The organism is Bacillus sp. FSL R5-0439 (genome assembly GCF_038008805.1).
GTDB classification, from domain to species: Bacteria; Bacillota; Bacilli; order Bacillales; family Bacillaceae; genus Bacillus; species Bacillus safensis.
Genome location: NZ_JBBOZW010000001.1, coordinates 1553303 through 1569887, shown reverse-complemented (window position 1 = coordinate 1569887; position 16585 = coordinate 1553303). Strand labels below are relative to the sequence as shown.

Genomic DNA, 16585 nt, shown 5'->3' with positions numbered 1-16585 from the left:
CTAATCCTCGGACAGCCAGCTGCGTAGCAATTTAGCAAAGTCTTCTGGTTTTTCTTTTGCCATTTTTTCAAGCTGATTTTTTCTCACCATTTCTTCTGTTTCTGGTTCAGTGTCGATATCAGGAACATCGATTGGTGTACGTTCATCAAACTCAAACTCTTCTTCCTCATCTCTTCTACGCTTACGTACAAGAAGAATGATAAGAGCGATAATTGCAAGTAGGAGCACACCGCCTACAATATAAACCCAGATTGGAATATTATTTGAAGGGTTATCTGCCGCAGTTTGCTGTTTACCGTCTAATTTTGATACTGATAAAACGATTTTGTTATCTAAGTCTGCTTGAGTGAGCGCTTGACCATTTGTGTATTCTTTATCAATCGATGTGCTAATGATCGTTGAAAGAATCTTTTTGATATCATCTTGTCTTTCAGCTGTTAAAGAGTTTGCATCGTTTGCAGTTGGTGGTTCGACCAACGCTTGAATGCCAACATCTCTAATTTTATAAGGGCTTTCTTTGATATCTTTATGAATGCGGTTGACTTCATAATTGATACGATCTTCACTCTTCTCGTAATCTCCGCTTCCATTCGCTCCATCGGCACCTTGATAATTTGTGACATCATCGTCACCTGTTCCAGCGGTGCCTCCAGCTGCTGCTCCATTGCCTGAATATGTTTCAGCAATCTTTTCAGCGCTGACAGCAATCCCCTGCATGTTTTCTTTATCAACAGGTTCTACAAGGTCTTCTTTTCTTTTTTCTTCAGTAAAATCAATGTCTGTTGTGACCGATACAGCCACTTTATCTTGACCCATCATTGTTCCGAGCAGCTGCTGAATTTTTCTTTGAAGATTCTTTTCGATTTCCTCTTTTTTCTGCTGCTGTGCATCCATTCCACTTGCATAAGAATCGGAACTGGTGTTTAAGTCGTAGTAGTTGGAATCTTGGTCCATAATGACAATGTTTTCTGTTTTTAAATTCGGCACACTTTTTGAAATAAGATGATAAAGGCCTTTTACTTGCTGCGGCGTAAGCGTGTAGCCAGGCTCAACTTGCAGCACAATGGATGCTGATGCATTACTTTGCTCTTCTCCAACAAAAACGGAATCTTTTGGCAGGTTAATCATCACTTTTGAATCTTTAATCCCATCAATTGTGTTGATCAGATTGGATAGTTCTGTCTGAGTTGCGTCTACTTTCAGAACATCAAATTCATTATCTGTTAAACCGAAGCCTGAATTGTTTGCAAAGAAGGAATAATCAATGTTGCCTGTCTTAGGAAGCCCTTCAGATGCGAGTGTTACTTTTAAAGAGTCTGCTTGCTTTTCTGGAACGAGAATCGTTGTTCCATTGTTTGCAAGTTCCGATTTAACGTTTTTGCCATCTAGTTCCTGTTTGATTTGTCCAGCTTCTGCCTCAGACAAGTCTCTAAAGAGCGGAACCATTTTTTCAGAAGAAGCAAAGATGCTAACAACCGTAATAATGATTGCTAGGGCAGCAACGCCGCCAATCATGAGTATTTTTTGTAATTTTGATCGATTTCGCCAAAACTCAACTGTTTTTGTTCTTAATTGCATTAAAGTACGATTCATCTTAACCCCCGGTCATTCCATTCAGTCTTTTTTTGTCCACCAGCACCTCCTACATCTGCATTCTCATAATCTCTTGGTACGCTTCGACTGCTTTATTTCGAAACTCTGTCGCAGCTGTGAGTGTGACACTCGCTTTTTGTGAAGCAATCATGACTTCATCGAGATTGACATCTTTTCCTTGTGCAAGCGCATTTGTATACTGGTCTGATTTCAGCTGTGATTGATTTAATGCCTCAATGGAATTCTTCAGCACATCAGAGAAATTCGTTTGACTTTTAGGTGCAGCCGCCTGCAAGGACGATGCATTCGTCAATTCACTTGCTTGCTGAGCGGTTTGAAGCTGGAAAGGAGATATTGCATTAACCAATTCTTTTCACCTTACTTTCCTATTTCTAAAGCTTTCATCAGCATGTTTTTGTTCGCATTTAGAGCAGTCACGTTCGCTTCATATGATCTTGAGCTGCTGATGAGGTCGACCATTTCTTTTAATGGATCGACATTTGGTGTTTGAACATATCCATTTTCATTGGCATCGGGATTTGTAGGATCATATTGAAGGTTGAATGGAGTTTCGTCTTCTGTAATCTTTGTTACTTTGACGCCGTTTCCTAATTTGCCGCTCGAATTCATACTTGAGTTCAATATAGATGAAAATGATTCACCTGACGGCTGTAATGTGACAAGTTTACGTCTATAAGGCTCCCAGTTGCCATCAACCTGTTTAGCTCTTGTTGTATCCATATTTGCAAGGTTTGAGGATACAACGTCCATTCTGAGCCTCTGTGCCGTTAATGCTGAGGCCGAAGCGTTCACTCCTGAAAAAATCGACATCACTTACCTCCTGTCAAAACTGTTTTAAGAGAATTAAATTTCCCGCTCATTCTTTCCACCAAAGCATTATACTGAATTTGGTTTTTAGCGAGTTCACTCATCTCTTGATCAATATCGACATTATTTCCGTTTTCTTGATATGAAGTACGGTTGCTAGAAACAACTGAATAATTAGACCCTGTTTTTGAAAAATCAATGTGACCTTGGTATGTTTTTTTAGCATCTAATTTGTTCGATGCGTCATTTAGCATGTCATGGAATGCGACGTTTTTCGACTTGTAGTTCGGTGTGTCTATATTCGCGATATTATTGCTTATGACTTTTTGCTTAACATTCGCTCTACCCAAGGCATTCTCAAGGTTGCTTATCGTTCCAGAAAATATATCCAAAACCATATACCTCCAATCATATGTATTTCATTCCATTTAATCATGTCGAGATTTGTAAAACCATATGTTCATTGTAAGAAATAATAGGATTAAAGTCTATGATGTATATGTAAAAAAAACTCGTAATATATATCTATTTTACGAATAGGTATAAAGGCCTAGATTCAAAGCACTACAGATTTGTAAGGGGTTTCTTGGAAAAAAGAGTGACATTTTTCGGACAAATCCTCATTTTTTCACATAAAAAAACCCTTTTCAGCATTTATTTCGGCTAAAAAGGGTTTTTGATTAATGAGATTTTAAATTTTCGAGTTCAATTAAAAATTTGTTGTTTAACACTTTGATGTACGTTCCCTTCATTCCAAGAGAACGAGATTCGATTACGCCTGCACTTTCTAACTTACGTAATGCGTTTACGATCACTGAACGAGTGATCCCTACACGGTCTGCAATTTTACTTGCGACAAGAAGACCTTCGTTTCCATCAAGCTCTTCAAAAATGTGCTCAATCGCTTCAAGCTCACTGTATGATAGAGAGCTAATCGCCATTTGGACAACCGCTTTACTTCTTGCTTCTTCTTCGATTTCCTCTGCTTTCTCGCGAAGAATCTCCATTCCAACAACTGTTGCCCCGTATTCAGCAAGAATTAAATCATCATCTGTGAATGTATCTTGTAAGCGGGACAGGATTAACGTACCTAAACGATCTCCTCCGCCGATAATTGGAACAATTGTTGTTAAACCTGATTGGAATAAGTCACGGTTCTCAATCGGGAAAGCTGTATATTCACTGTTAATATCAAGGTTTGAAGACGTTTCTGGGACATTGAATAGACTCTTTGTATATTCTTCAGGGAACTGACGATCTTCAAGCATTTTTTTCATACGTGCATTTTCGATCTGTTGATTAATGGAGTAACCAAGAAGCTTTCCCCTTCTGCTTAATACGAAAATGTTTGAATCAATGACATCTCTCAGTGTTTCCGCCATCTCTTTGAAATTAACTGGTTTCCCCGCTGCATCTTGCAGCATTGAGTTAATAATCCTTGTTTTTTGTAGTAACGCCATAATAATGATCCTCCTAGATTACTTTATTCATTTGTTAAAGTATAAATTGACTTAAATCTTTGTTATTTGCAATCTTTCCTAGCTTCTCTTCGACATACTGAGGGGTAATGGTCACTGTCTCCATCGTAATATCAGGCGCCTCAAATGAAAGCTCTTCAAGCAGCTTCTCAAGTATGGTATGAAGCCTTCTTGCACCGATGTTATCTGTCTCCTGATTGACATGATAAGCCACTTCGGCAATCTTATGAATAGCATCGTCAGAAAATTCAAGAGATATACCTTCTGTTTCAAGTAAAGCTTTATATTGCTTTAATAATGCATTATCTGGTTCCGTTAAGATTTTCACAAAGTCTTCTATACTTAATTTATCTAATTCTACACGAATTGGGAAGCGCCCCTGAAGCTCGGGAATCAAATCTGATGGCTTTGCCATATGAAATGCACCTGCTGCAACAAAAAGCACATGATCAGTTTTAACGGCACCATATTTCGTCATCACAGTTGAACCTTCTACAATCGGTAAAATATCACGCTGAACACCTTCACGAGAAACATCTGCAGATGATGCACCGCCGCTTTTGGCGATTTTGTCGATTTCATCGATAAAAATAATTCCTTGCTGCTCTGCTTTGTAGACCGCTTCCTGACTGACTTCATCCATATCAATCAGTTTTGAAGCTTCCTCAGCCGTTAACGCCTTTCTTGCTTCTCTGACAGTCAGCTTTCTGCGTTTTTTCTTTTTAGGCATGAGATTGCCGAGCGCATCCTGCATGTTCATACCCATTTGCTCCATACCCGAGCCTTGAAGCATATCAAACATGGAAGGCTGCTGTTCTTCTACTTCGATCGTGACGTAATGATCTTCAAGTTCTCCCATCGCCAGCTGATGAGCAATTCGCTTTCTTGTCGATTCGAGTTCCACTTCTTCATTTGAATGATCTCGATCACGGTCATCTTCATCTGAACCGCCAAACAGCATCTCAAAAGGATTTTTTACAGACTGGCTTTTTTTCTTACCAGGAACAAGTAAATGAACAAGACGTTTATTTGCTTGTTTTTCTGCTTCATCTTGAACATCTTTCATTTTTTCTTCTTTGACGAGTCTAATCGCTGTTTCAACTAAATCTCTCACCATTGACTCTACGTCACGGCCAACATAACCCACTTCAGTAAATTTCGTCGCTTCCACTTTAATAAAAGGCGCACCAGAAATTCGAGCAATTCTTCGGGCAATTTCTGTTTTCCCCACACCTGTAGGGCCGATCATTAAAATATTTTTAGGAACGACTTCATCCTTTAGCTTATCATGTAAAAGACTTCTTCTGTAACGGTTTCTTAAAGCCACCGCCACTGCTTTTTTCGCATCAAGCTGACCAATGATATATTGATCAAGCTTTTCAACTATCTCTCTTGGGGTGAACGGCTTTTTCTCCATACGTCTCATGTCCTTTCTATTCAAGCTCTTCTAAAGTGATTTGATCGTTCGTGTAGACACAGATTTCTCCGGCCGTTTCAAGAGCGGCCTTTGCAATTTCTCTCGCTGAGAGATGATCACCTGCATGGGTTTTGAGTGCTCTCCCTGCGCTAAGGGCATAGTTGCCGCCTGAGCCAATGGCCAAAATCCCATCATCTGGTTCAATGACCTCTCCAGTTCCAGAGACGAGCAGGATGCTCTCTTTGTTCATGACGATGAGCATGGCCTCAAGCTGCCTTAGCATCTTGTCACTTCGCCATTCCTTCGCTAGTTCTACGGCTGCCCGCTTTAAGTTGCCACCATATTCTTCAAGCTTTGTTTCAAACTTTTCAAAGAGTGTAAACGCATCTGCTACTGAACCTGCAAAACCTGCAAGCACCTTGCCTCCGAAAAGACGGCGCACTTTTTTTGCTGTGTGTTTCATTACGACAGCCTGCCCGAAAGTAACTTGACCGTCGCCAGCCATTGCACTTTTTCCTTTATGTTGAACGGCAAAGATGGTTGTTGCATGAAATGATGACATGAAAAAACCTCCTTTTAGGATCGTTTAAAAGCCCTTGGGTGATGAGACATGTACGTGTTTCTTAAAGAATCTTTTGATACATGCGTGTACACCTGTGTAGATGATAAATTTGAATGACCGAGAAGTTCTTGAACACTTCTCAAATCCGCCCCCGCGTTTAAGAGATGCGTGGCAAAGGTGTGCCTTAACATGTGAGGATGGATATGTAATGTACCTGACGCCTTTTTCATTAATTCAGTGAGAATGAATCGAACACCTCGGTCTGTAAGAGGCGTCCCGCGCTGATTCAAAAACACATGTGCATCAGCGCGTTCTTTCCCCTTAGATTTCAGCTTCTGCCTTCCATCCTCTAAATAAGTAATGAGCGCTTCATGAGCATATGACCCGAAAGGAACATACCGCTGCTTGCTGCCTTTCCCATGAACTAGCACTGTATCCATCGATAAATCAAGATCAGATTCTTTTAATGAACATAACTCACTGACCCTCATACCTGTTGCATAAAGAAGTTCTAAAATGGCTTGATTTCTTTGCCCAAGCGGTGTGCTGACATCAGAAACTGTAAAAAGCTCTTTTAGTTCCTCCTCATACAAAAATGAAGGAATCCGCTTATCCTGTTTTGGTAAGCTAACGAGTAAAAAAGGATTTTCTTTCACAAGCTGTTCTCTTAATAAAAATTTATAAAAGCTGCGAAGCGCAGAGACTTTCTTACTAATCGTTCTTCTTGTCAGGCCTTTTTCATAAGCTTCTGTTAAATAAATTCTCGTATCTTGATAGGATACCTCTTCAAAACCGTCTATTCCTTGAATGTTCATAAATCTGACAAACTCTTCAATGGCTTCTGTATATCCTGAGATCGTTAAAGCTGAATAGTTTTTTTCAATTTGCAGATATTCAATGAATAAGTGGACAAGACGCTGTTTATTCGTCATTTTTACACCTCTTTAAGGCTTTTAAATGGTATCACATATCTTGCTTTCCGTGCAATGTTTTACTACAGAGATTTCGAAATAGTTTGAATAGTTTCGATTGCGCGCTTAGCGTACTCTGCATAACGTTCTTGTTTGTTTTTAATTCGAACACCTAGATCTTTCAGCAAACCAAAATTCGCATTCATCGGCTGGAAGCTTTTCTTGTTTGTCGACGTGATGTAATAAGCCATACTGCCAATCGCCGTTTCCTCAGGAAGTGTCACAAGCTCTTCTCCTTTGACAAAACGAGCGGCGTTAATGCCTGCTACAAGTCCGGAAGCTGCAGACTCGACATACCCTTCAACGCCTGTCATTTGTCCGGCAAAGAATAGATCATCTCTATTTTTAAACTGATAAGTCGGTCTTAAAAGGCTTGGCGAGTTAATAAATGTATTACGGTGCATTACTCCGTAACGAACAATCTCTGCTTCTTCAAGGCCTGGAATCAAACGGAATACTTCCTTTTGATCGCCCCACTTTAGATGTGTCTGGAAGCCAACGATGTTATATAAAGTACCTGCTGCATCATCCTGTCTTAATTGAACAACAGCGTAAGGTCTTTTTCCTGTTTTCGGATCTTCCAGTCCTACTGGCTTCATCGGGCCAAACAGCATCGTTTTCTTTCCTCTTTTCGCCATGACTTCAATTGGCATGCAGCCTTCAAAGAAGATTTCTTTTTCAAATTCTTTTAATGGCACAGTTTCAGCAGAAATGAGCGCCTCATAAAAACGATCGAATTCTTCTTCTGTCATTGGACAGTTTAAATATGCGGCTTCTCCTTTGTCATAGCGTGATTTCAAGTACACCTTATCCATATCAATGCTATCTTTCTCTAGAATAGGTGCCGCTGCATCGTAGAAATAGAGATATTCTTCTCCTGTTAACGATTTTAATTCTTTGGAAAGTGCTTCTGATGTCAGCGGGCCAGTCGCGATAATTGTCGGACCTTCTGGAATGCTTTGCACTTCTTCTTGAAAAACCGTAACATTCGGATGATTTTTCACGCGATCTGTCACGTTTGCTGCAAATTCATGACGGTCTACTGCAAGCGCGCCGCCTGCAGGAACTGAGCTTTCATCTGCCGCTGCGATAATGGCTGAATCTAAATGACGCATTTCTTCCTTTAATACACCTACTGCATTCGTCAAAGCGTTCGCACGCAGTGAGTTGCTGCATACAAGCTCCGCAAATTTATCTGTGTGGTGAGCCGGCGTTTGTTTCACAGGTCTCATTTCGTATAAATTGACTTTAATTCCTCGTTTAGCGATTTGCCATGCAGCTTCACTTCCAGCTAAACCGGCTCCGATCACATTTACAAATTGACTCATTCGACAACTCTCCTATTTCGTAAGTTCTGTTTGATGACATAAAAAAGCAGGTGAACAAGGTTGCTCACCGCTATTTTTGTTGTTCCTCTTTATAATCACAGTTCACACATTGAACTTGAACGCCTTTTTTCAGCTTTTTCTCTACAAGCATATTTTCGCATTTTGGACACTTTCTTTCAATTGGTTTGTCCCAAGAAACGAATTCACACTCTGGAAAACGATCACAGCCGTAAAAAATGCGGCGTTTCTTCGATTTTCGTTCAACGATGTTTCCTTCATGACATGACGGGCATTTGACACCGATATCTTTGACAATTGGTTTTGTGTTACGGCAGTCAGGAAAGTTAGAGCACGCCATGAACTTGCCGTATCTACCCATTTTGTACACCATCGGATGTCCGCACTCTTCACAATCAACACCTGCGTATTCCGGCTCAATCTCAACTTCTTGCATCTCTGCTTCAGCTTTTTCTACCCGTTTTGCAAAGTCTTGATAGAAGCTGTCGATAATACGAACCCATTCGATCGTACCTTCTTCAACACTATCAAGTTCCTTTTCCATTTTCGCTGTAAATTCAACGTTAATGATTTCAGGAAAGAATTCGATGATTAAGTTGAGTACAATCTCTCCAAGCTCTGTCGGAGTAAATCGTTTATTATCAAGCGCGACATAACCGCGCTTTTGAATCGTATCTAATGTTGGTGCATACGTAGATGGACGGCCTATACCGAGCTCTTCAAGTGTTTTGACCAATCTTGCCTCTGTGTAGCGTGGAGGCGGCTGTGTGAAATGCTGTTCAGGTTCGATATCTTTTGAAAGGACTGTATCCCCTTCTTTCAGATCAGGAAGCATTTTGTCCTTTTCCTCGAGCTGGTCGTCCTTCCCTTCTACATAAACCTTCATAAACCCAGGGAATTTCACTTTACTTCCATTCGCACGGAAAGTAAGACCATTATGATCAAGATCCACACTCATTGTATCAAGAACAGCCGGCGCCATTTGGCTTGCCACGAATCGTTCCCAAATCAATTTGTACAGGCGAAGCTGATCACGGCTTAGCACATGCTTGACATCTGCCGGTTTTCTTAACGTAGAAGTCGGACGGATGGCTTCGTGAGCATCTTGTGCGTTTTCATTCTTTTTAGCCGTTCGTTTTGTTGTATTTAAGAAATTCTTGCCGTACGTCTGATCAATGAAAGCAGATACTTCTTCAATCGCCGTATTTGAAATACGTGTTGAGTCCGTTCTCATATAAGTGATGAGACCGACTGTACCTTCTTTACCAAGATCAATTCCTTCATATAATTGCTGTGCAATCATCATCGTCTTTTTTGCACGGAAGTTTAATTTTCTTGCAGCCTCTTGCTGTAAAGTAGAAGTCGTAAACGGAACAGCTGGATTACGTTTACGTTCTTTTTTCGTTACTTTCTCTACAGAGAATTTGTTTCCTTTTAATTTCGAAAGGATTTCTTTTACATCTTCTTTTGTTTTCAGTGGATGCTTTTTCCCGTTGAGGCCAAAGAAACTTGCTTCGAAGCTTTCTTTTCCTTTGAGGAATGTACCGTCAATTGTCCAGTATTCTTCTGGTTTAAATTCATTAATTTCATTCTCGCGATCAATAATGAGTCGGAGTGCAACTGATTGAACACGGCCAGCACTTAAGCCCTTTTTCACTTTCTTCCATAAAATCGGACTGATTTTGTACCCAACGAGACGATCTAAAATTCGTCTTGCCTGCTGTGCATCAACTAAGTCCATATCGATCATACGAGGATGCTTAAAGGAATCTTTAATCGCATCTTTTGTAATCTCGTTAAAAACAACACGGCAGTCAGAAGAGAGGTCAAGGTCAAGGCTATGTGCTAAATGCCAAGCAATCGCTTCTCCCTCTCTATCGGGGTCAGCCGCGAGAAAGACTTTCTTTGCTTTTTTCGCCGCTGTTTTTAATTCCTTTAAAACTGGGCCTTTCCCGCGAATCGTAATATATCTCGGTTCGAAGTCATGCTCAGTGTCAACACCGAGCTGACTTTTCGGTAAATCCCTTACGTGTCCCATTGAAGCCTTTACTTTATACTTTTTTCCTAAATAACGCTCAATCGTTTTCGCCTTTGCTGGCGACTCAACGATGACTAAATAATCAGCCATACTCAAAATCCCCCTTAAGAGGTGTTCTCTCTTTATACATTTCACAATTCATATTTATGTTAATTGCACCTATCTAACAGGCAATCGTTAAAAATTCTTTATGATGAACATCATTATAAACACGAAAAACAAAGTGTAAACTTAAATCCTCACTATTATTAAATATTCCGATGTCTTTTGTCAAACGATATTTTTATGAGAGTTCAGTATATTGAACGCTGCGGAAGGAGAATTCCTCTAAAATATCCTTTGTGGAATGAACAAGCTTTGCCCCTTGCTGAATGAGTCTTGCCGGCCCTGTGGAATTAGGATCAAAGATGGATCCGGCAACCGCAAATACTTCTTTTCCTTGCTCAAGTGCTTGATAGGCTGTAATAAGAGAACCGCTCTTTTCTTTGCACTGAATCACAAGAGTTCCTCTCGTCAACGCACTAATTAAACGATTTCTCATTGGAAAATGCCACTTTTCTGGTTTGACATAAGGCGGATGCTCTGACAAAAGCAAATGATGCTCGCTCATGTATTGAGCCATTTGCGCATGCTCTTTTGGGTATAAATGCTGAAAGCCGCCGGCTATAATGCCGATCGTTTTCCCTTTTTTCCTGATGCTCTCTTTATGTGCAAGTCCATCGATTCCTTTAGCTAGCCCACTAACAATCATCCACTCTTCTTTGACAAGGTCACCAACAATTTTTTTCACACATGCTTCTCCATAAGACGATGGAAGTCGCGTGCCGACTACACCTAAACTTTTTTCTTCATTTAAATATGATACGTTTCCTTTTAGGAATAACACAGGGGGAGGATCATAAATATTTTTTAGTGTGCTTGGATATAAGGGTGATGTGATGGGAATCATGTGAATGTTTTGCTTTAAATAGGCTTGAACGATGTGTTGAAAAATGGGGAATTCATTTTCTTCAGCTTGTTTTAAGCGGGTAAAGTCGATTGTTTGTAATGCTCGATCCTGTTTAAAATGATGTGTTTCTTCATTTATATATAGCTCAGGATCGACTTTCCACCATTTTGTAAGTAATGAGGGTGAGATGAGGCCTTTTAAGCGGTGAAAAATCATTCTTTCGGACACGTTGTACATACCATTCCTCCAGTTTAAGATAGAAAGAAGAAGACTTGTCAAAGAACAAGTCTTCTTGTGTCATTAATGCGTTTTACAAGCTTCGAAGAGATTCTTCTCTTTTAATACTTTAATCAACGTTTCTCCCATGACAGATGGTGTTTCTGCCACTTCAATACCACATTCACGCATTGTTTTTACCTTTTCATCAGCTGTTCCTTTACCACCAGAAATAATGGCACCAGCATGTCCCATACGTTTTCCTGGAGGCGCCGTTTTACCGCCAATAAAGCCTACGACTGGTTTAGTCATATTTGCTTTTACCCATTCAGCTGCTTCTTCTTCAGCCGTACCACCGATTTCACCGATCATAATCACAGCATGCGTTTCAGGATCTTCATTGAATGCTTTTAACACATCAATAAAGTTTGTCCCATTTACCGGGTCCCCCCCGATTCCTACAGCTGTCGATTGACCAACGCCAGCTTCTGAAAGCTGATGTACCGCTTCATATGTAAGCGTTCCAGAACGAGAAACAACACCCACATGACCTTTTTTATGAATGTAGCCAGGCATGATACCAATTTTACATTCTTCAGGTGTGATGACACCTGGGCAGTTTGGTCCAACAAGTCTTGTTTTCTTACCTTCCATGTAACGCTTCACTTTGACCATGTCCAGAACTGGAATATGTTCTGTGATACAAATGACGAGATCGACTTCTGCGTCAACAGCCTCTAAAATGGCATCTGCCGCAAATGGTGCTGGTACATAGATAACAGAAGCGTTCGCTCCAGTTGTCTGAACTGCTTCAGATACAGTATTAAATACAGGAACTCCTTCTACTTCAGTTCCACCTTTTCCAGGTGTGACACCGCCAACAATATTTGTTCCGTACTCAATCATTTGTTTTGTATGGAACAATGCGGTTGAACCGGTAATCCCCTGAACAATTACTCTCGTATTTTTATTAATAAATACACTCATTTAGGTTCCCTGCCTTTCTGCTCTACTTGACTAAAGATACAATCTTTTCTGCCCCGTCAGCCATAGACTCAGCAGAAGTGATATTTAAGCCTGAATCACTCAGGATTTTCTTCCCTAATTCAACGTTTGTTCCTTCCAGACGTACAACAAGTGGTAATGTTAAGCCGACTTGTTTCGTCGCTTCAACAACACCTTCTGCAATGACATCACATTTCATGATGCCGCCAAAAATGTTCACGAAAATCCCTTTTACATTTTGATCAGATAAGATGATTTTAAATGCTTCCGTTACTTTTTCAGCTGTTGCACCGCCGCCAACATCTAGGAAGTTTGCAGGGTCCCCGCCGTAATGCTTGATGATATCCATTGTAGACATCGCAAGACCTGCTCCATTGACCATACAGCCAATGTTTCCATCTAGAGAAATGTAGCTTAAGTCATACTTAGATGCTTCAATTTCTTTTGGATCCTCTTCATCAAGGTCACGGTATTCTAATATATCTTTTTGTCTATATAAGGCATTGCTATCAAAGTTTAATTTTGCATCAAGTGCCATGACTTTTCCATCGCCTGTTACAACCAGTGGATTAATCTCAGCAATTGAACAATCTTTTTCAACAAACGCATTGTAAAGGCTTGTCATAAACTTAACAGCTTGGCCAACTAATTTTGTTGGAATATTAATTTTAAATGCTACTTCTCTCGCCTGATAGCCTTGCAGGCCAATCGCTGGATCGATAACAACTTTCACGATTTTTTCTGGCGTTTTTTCTGCTACTTCTTCAATTTCAGTACCGCCTTCTTCAGATGCCATCAATACAATTCTTGATGTCGCTCTGTCCAAAACTAGTCCAACATAGTATTCCTTTTGAATATCGCAGCCTTCTTCAATAAGTAAGCGTTTTATTTCGCGCCCTTCAGGCCCTGTTTGATGTGTGACAAGTGTCTTGCCGAGCAATTCCTCTGCAAACCCTTTCACTTCATCTTTCGTTTTTGCAATTTTTACCCCGCCTGCTTTACCACGGCCGCCTGCATGAATCTGTGCTTTTACGACATATACAGAGCTCCCTAGCTCTTCTGATGCTTTCACTGCTTCATCAGGTGTAAATGCTACTTTACCATTTGGAACTGAAACCCCATATTTTCTTAGGATTTCTTTTCCTTGGTACTCATGGATATTCATTTCCCATCCTCCCAACATATGTAGAAACAAAAATTATAAAATAGACTGCGCTTTCATTTTAAAGAATAAAAAAGAGAATGTCTAGGGTTCTATGTAAAATCGTAAAATCCTTCTAAACATTCAAACTTTTATTTTATTAAAAATATAAATTTTTCAGTCAAATCACTTATTTTACCTTATTTTTTCATTTTTTGATCTAACCTGTAGATAAACGAAAAAATTTCTGCTACAGTATCGTATAACGCTTCAGGGATCTCCTCATCTAACGTTAAGTGGCGCATGAGTTCGACTAAATTACGGTCTTCCTGGATAGGGACTCCCGACTTTTTTGCTTCTTCAATAATATGATCTGCCACATAGCCGCTGCCTGTTGCAACGACTTTTGGCGCCTTTTGTTTTTCTTCATCGTAATGCAGAGCGACCGCTCTTCTAAGCGGTTTTGAATCCTTCATACTCGTAAGTCCAGCCCTTTCTCGCTGATTTTATGAAAGTGTTCATCTAGAAATTGAGACGGATCTACTGGCTCTTGTCTCTTTTTTGCTGTAATTCCCGTTAAACTGTATCCTAGAGCATTTAAATTCTCCCGTACAGCCGGAATCATCGGATTAATGGTTCCTTGCAGTTCATGAGCTGTCTCGACAGTAATGGACATGACCTTTTGCTGAATCGTACAGTCTATTAAGGTTTCTTCAAGGTTTTCCATGTTTAAATAAAACATCAGGCGGCACTGAGAAATATCAATAGAACCATCTTTTTTCTTATGTCCCTTTAGTATAAAGGTTAAATCTTGAACACTATGTTTTGAGAAAAGAGGATAGGAAACCATCATTTGACTGACGGTTTGGTTCTCCTGCTGCACAAATAACTGTCCATTCAATCTATGAAATAATTGATCCACTTCTTTTTTAACGTGCTCTGGTAAATCAGCCTGTCTCACATCATTTAAGGTAAGCTTTAATTGGTGCAGCTCCTGACTTTTGACATCCTGGCTGCCTTTTTCAAGCAGTTTCAGCATACCAATTTCATCACGCACACCGATTGCCTTTTTCATCGTCATTAGTAAATCGAGCACATCAGTTTTATTGCTTAATGTTGGTTCAGTCTGCTGCACCGCCTGAGCCAATGCTTTCGCCTCCGGTTTCGAAAGGAATGGGAACTCTTTTTGCAGTACAGCTGCTTTTGCGTCAGGCTGAGTGCCTGCCTGCTGGAGTCCGTGCAGCAATGCTGTGAGCTGTTTTAAGTTGGGTTCTTGCTGCCCATCTGCACCTTGTTTCATCAAGCTGGCCAGTATCCGCTCAATTTGCTGAAGCGGGATTTGCAGCTCTTTTGGACTTATTGACTGCTGCTGCACGTTTGTCTGAAGAACTTGGGACGGCTGACGCTCTTGAACGATTGGGGCATGGCTATTTTCTTTTTGCTTAGACGGATTGAGCTGAGTCGTTACTGGTAAACTACCGCCTTGCTTCGCCTCGCCTTCTCTCGCTGCTACAAGGACTGATAAGAGCTTTTCTGCATGGACGGCTGTCTCTGCATCTACAACTGACCGAACGGCTTGTGTAAGGGTCTGTGTAGCATCTGTGTGCTTCGGAAGCTGTGTTAATTGATTTAGCAGCGCTGTTATATCCTGATGAAGAGCAGAGGATGATTTCACGGCTAAAATAGATTGAAGTACCCCTTGCTGGATCGGTAAATCTTTCTTTAAAGCAAAGAGGAGTGCTTGGAGCCCTTTCTTCACATCAGCTCCTTGAAGCTGTTCGATCCATTTCACTGCCGTTTTTAACTCCCCTTCGTTAATGACGGACTTTTCCTTTAAAAAAGCTGTAGCTGTCAGCATGTTTTCAAGCCCATTTTTCAGTGAAAGTCCTTCTAATAGTTTAGCTGCTGCATCCTTTAACGTCTTAGGATCTTGATCAAATTGCTGAACGGGTCTTAGTTTATTGAGGCTGCCTCCGCCCTCTTGTTCAAATTGGAACCAATAAAATGCGTCTGCTTTAAGCTGAGCCGCCAGCTGCGCTTTTATTTTCGTTGAGCCTATTTGAACAAGGGCTGTATCATCTCCAAGCATTTTTAGTACTTTACCGAGAATCAGCCGATGAACATTTTCCTTCCCTTCGGTGTTTAATGGAACAGATTCAGCCGTATTCAGCCGGCTATTCAGTGCTGTATGTATATCCTCAACTCTTGTCATCACAGGCAGCCTCCTTAGATTAAAATTTATGATATAACAGATTTCACTGGCGCAAACGATAATCGGTGGATTGGGGCCGTACCATATGTTTGAATCGCAGCCAAGTGCTCTTTCGTTCCGTACCCTTTATGTTTTTCAAATTGATACTCAGGATACTTACGCCCATACTCTTCCATCATCTGATCCCTTGTCACCTTCGCAATACATGCACCTGCTGCAATGGATGCACTTTTTGCATCTCCTTTGATGATATTCTCTTGGTGAGTTGAAAGCGGGAGTGTCATGGCATCTATGAGTAGATAATCTGGTGTATGAGTTAACTGCTCCACAGCTCTCACCATCGCCAGTCTTGATGCTTCGTAAATATTGATTTCGTCGATCGTCGCCGCATCAACAATGCCGATTCCGATATCAAGTGCTTCTTTTTGAATTAAATCATAATAAGCCAATCTTTTTTTCTCAGATAATTGCTTTGAGTCGTTTAAACCGAGCAGGACTGTATCTTCCTTTAATATGACGGCTGCTGCCACAACTGGGCCGGCGAGCGGTCCTCTTCCTGCTTCATCTATTCCCGCAATACATGTGTATCCCTGCGCCTTTGCTTTGTTTTCAAATTGCAGCATGTCATCCCATGCCACGCGAAGTGCTTGCTGCTTTTCTCTCTCTTTGTGCCACTTTTCTATGAGTTTTTGGACACTTTTTCTCGTATCACCTTTTACAAGCTCACGAATGTATGACTCATCGCCTGCATGCTTTTCTATTAGTTCTTTTATTTGTTTCACCGTGTACATAGGCTTTTTCGCAGCCTCCTTCTTTATATCGGCAGTTT

Annotated in this window: 16 protein-coding genes; all 16 read right to left on the bottom strand. The window is 40.7% G+C overall.

From position 1 onward, the window contains the following. The gene (gene fliF, locus NST59_RS07935; RefSeq protein ID WP_039178517.1) at positions 1–1593 is read right to left on the bottom strand and encodes a flagellar basal-body MS-ring/collar protein FliF; all 1593 of its coding nucleotides are present in this window, start codon (positions 1591–1593) and stop codon (positions 1–3) included. A gap of 49 nt (positions 1594–1642) precedes the next feature. Further along, a complete protein-coding gene (fliE, locus tag NST59_RS07930) occupies positions 1643–1960 on the bottom strand; it encodes a flagellar hook-basal body complex protein FliE (protein WP_039178515.1) in 318 nt (105 codons plus the stop codon). Between the two features lie 11 nt (positions 1961–1971). Further along, positions 1972–2424, bottom strand: a complete 453-nt coding sequence (flgC, locus tag NST59_RS07925) for a flagellar basal body rod protein FlgC (protein ID WP_327842534.1) — start codon at positions 2422–2424, stop codon at positions 1972–1974. Next, the gene (gene flgB / locus NST59_RS07920; protein ID WP_039178512.1) at positions 2424–2813 is read right to left on the bottom strand and encodes a flagellar basal body rod protein FlgB; all 390 of its coding nucleotides are present in this window, start codon (positions 2811–2813) and stop codon (positions 2424–2426) included. Before flgB ends, flgC begins: the two co-directional genes overlap by 1 nt. 288 nt (positions 2814–3101) lie before the next feature. Next, entirely contained in the window at positions 3102–3881 is a 780-nt protein-coding gene (codY, locus tag NST59_RS07915; RefSeq protein ID WP_007499612.1) for a GTP-sensing pleiotropic transcriptional regulator CodY, read from the bottom strand. Between the two features lie 34 nt (positions 3882–3915). Then, positions 3916–5316 carry an HslU--HslV peptidase ATPase subunit gene (gene hslU / locus NST59_RS07910; RefSeq protein ID WP_039178511.1) on the bottom strand — a complete coding sequence of 467 codons (1401 nt, stop codon included), beginning with the start codon at positions 5314–5316 and terminating at the stop codon, positions 3916–3918. 16 nt (positions 5317–5332) lie between these two features. After that, the gene (gene hslV, locus NST59_RS07905; RefSeq protein ID WP_024424181.1) at positions 5333–5878 is read right to left on the bottom strand and encodes an ATP-dependent protease subunit HslV; all 546 of its coding nucleotides are present in this window, start codon (positions 5876–5878) and stop codon (positions 5333–5335) included. 14 nt (positions 5879–5892) lie between these two features. Next, positions 5893–6810 carry a tyrosine recombinase XerC gene (xerC, locus tag NST59_RS07900; RefSeq protein WP_327841990.1) on the bottom strand — a complete coding sequence of 306 codons (918 nt, stop codon included), beginning with the start codon at positions 6808–6810 and terminating at the stop codon, positions 5893–5895. Between the two features lie 62 nt (positions 6811–6872). Then, positions 6873–8177, bottom strand: a complete 1305-nt coding sequence (gene trmFO, locus NST59_RS07895) for an FADH(2)-oxidizing methylenetetrahydrofolate--tRNA-(uracil(54)-C(5))-methyltransferase TrmFO (RefSeq protein ID WP_034317774.1) — start codon at positions 8175–8177, stop codon at positions 6873–6875. Between the two features lie 70 nt (positions 8178–8247). After that, positions 8248–10323: a type I DNA topoisomerase gene (topA, locus tag NST59_RS07890; RefSeq protein ID WP_058837708.1), complete on the bottom strand. Its 2076-nt coding sequence runs from the start codon at positions 10321–10323 to the stop codon at positions 8248–8250. 193 nt (positions 10324–10516) lie between these two features. Continuing rightward, entirely contained in the window at positions 10517–11419 is a 903-nt protein-coding gene (dprA, locus tag NST59_RS07885; RefSeq protein WP_247544197.1) for a DNA-processing protein DprA, read from the bottom strand. 63 nt (positions 11420–11482) lie between these two features. Then, a complete protein-coding gene (gene sucD / locus NST59_RS07880; RefSeq protein ID WP_007499624.1) occupies positions 11483–12385 on the bottom strand; it encodes a succinate--CoA ligase subunit alpha in 903 nt (300 codons plus the stop codon). A 22-nt stretch (positions 12386–12407) separates the two neighbouring features. Beyond that, positions 12408–13568, bottom strand: a complete 1161-nt coding sequence (gene sucC / locus NST59_RS07875) for an ADP-forming succinate--CoA ligase subunit beta (RefSeq protein WP_059375084.1) — start codon at positions 13566–13568, stop codon at positions 12408–12410. A gap of 176 nt (positions 13569–13744) precedes the next feature. Further along, entirely contained in the window at positions 13745–14020 is a 276-nt protein-coding gene (locus NST59_RS07870; RefSeq protein WP_003211418.1) for a FlhB-like flagellar biosynthesis protein, read from the bottom strand. After that, entirely contained in the window at positions 14017–15756 is a 1740-nt protein-coding gene (locus NST59_RS07865; protein WP_247544199.1) for a glycosyltransferase, read from the bottom strand. The genes NST59_RS07870 and NST59_RS07865 overlap by 4 nt, the downstream gene beginning before the upstream one ends. 26 nt (positions 15757–15782) lie before the next feature. Further along, positions 15783–16547, bottom strand: coding sequence for a ribonuclease HII (locus NST59_RS07860; protein ID WP_327841989.1), 765 nt, complete (start codon positions 16545–16547; stop codon positions 15783–15785). Positions 16548–16585 lie beyond the last annotated feature (38 nt).

What these genes read in the sequence shown, in the direction of transcription:
- fliF (WP_039178517.1), bottom strand. Translation starts at nt 1,593, where the DNA reads ATGAATCGTACTTTAATGCAATTAAGAACAAAAACAGTTGAGTTTTGG.
- flgC (WP_327842534.1), bottom strand. Translation starts at nt 2,424, where the DNA reads ATGTCGATTTTTTCAGGAGTGAACGCTTCGGCCTCAGCATTAACGGCA.
- codY (WP_007499612.1), bottom strand. Translation starts at nt 3,881, where the DNA reads ATGGCGTTACTACAAAAAACAAGGATTATTAACTCAATGCTGCAAGAT.
- hslU (WP_039178511.1), bottom strand. Translation starts at nt 5,316, where the DNA reads ATGGAGAAAAAGCCGTTCACCCCAAGAGAGATAGTTGAAAAGCTTGAT.
- hslV (WP_024424181.1), bottom strand. Translation starts at nt 5,878, where the DNA reads ATGTCATCATTTCATGCAACAACCATCTTTGCCGTTCAACATAAAGGA.
- xerC (WP_327841990.1), bottom strand. Translation starts at nt 6,810, where the DNA reads ATGACGAATAAACAGCGTCTTGTCCACTTATTCATTGAATATCTGCAA.
- trmFO (WP_034317774.1), bottom strand. Translation starts at nt 8,177, where the DNA reads ATGAGTCAATTTGTAAATGTGATCGGAGCCGGTTTAGCTGGAAGTGAA.
- topA (WP_058837708.1), bottom strand. Translation starts at nt 10,323, where the DNA reads ATGGCTGATTATTTAGTCATCGTTGAGTCGCCAGCAAAGGCGAAAACG.
- dprA (WP_247544197.1), bottom strand. Translation starts at nt 11,419, where the DNA reads ATGTACAACGTGTCCGAAAGAATGATTTTTCACCGCTTAAAAGGCCTC.
- sucD (WP_007499624.1), bottom strand. Translation starts at nt 12,385, where the DNA reads ATGAGTGTATTTATTAATAAAAATACGAGAGTAATTGTTCAGGGGATT.
- sucC (WP_059375084.1), bottom strand. Translation starts at nt 13,568, where the DNA reads ATGAATATCCATGAGTACCAAGGAAAAGAAATCCTAAGAAAATATGGG.
- NST59_RS07870 (WP_003211418.1), bottom strand. Translation starts at nt 14,020, where the DNA reads ATGAAGGATTCAAAACCGCTTAGAAGAGCGGTCGCTCTGCATTACGAT.
- NST59_RS07865 (WP_247544199.1), bottom strand. Translation starts at nt 15,756, where the DNA reads ATGACAAGAGTTGAGGATATACATACAGCACTGAATAGCCGGCTGAAT.
- NST59_RS07860 (WP_327841989.1), bottom strand. Translation starts at nt 16,547, where the DNA reads ATGTACACGGTGAAACAAATAAAAGAACTAATAGAAAAGCATGCAGGC.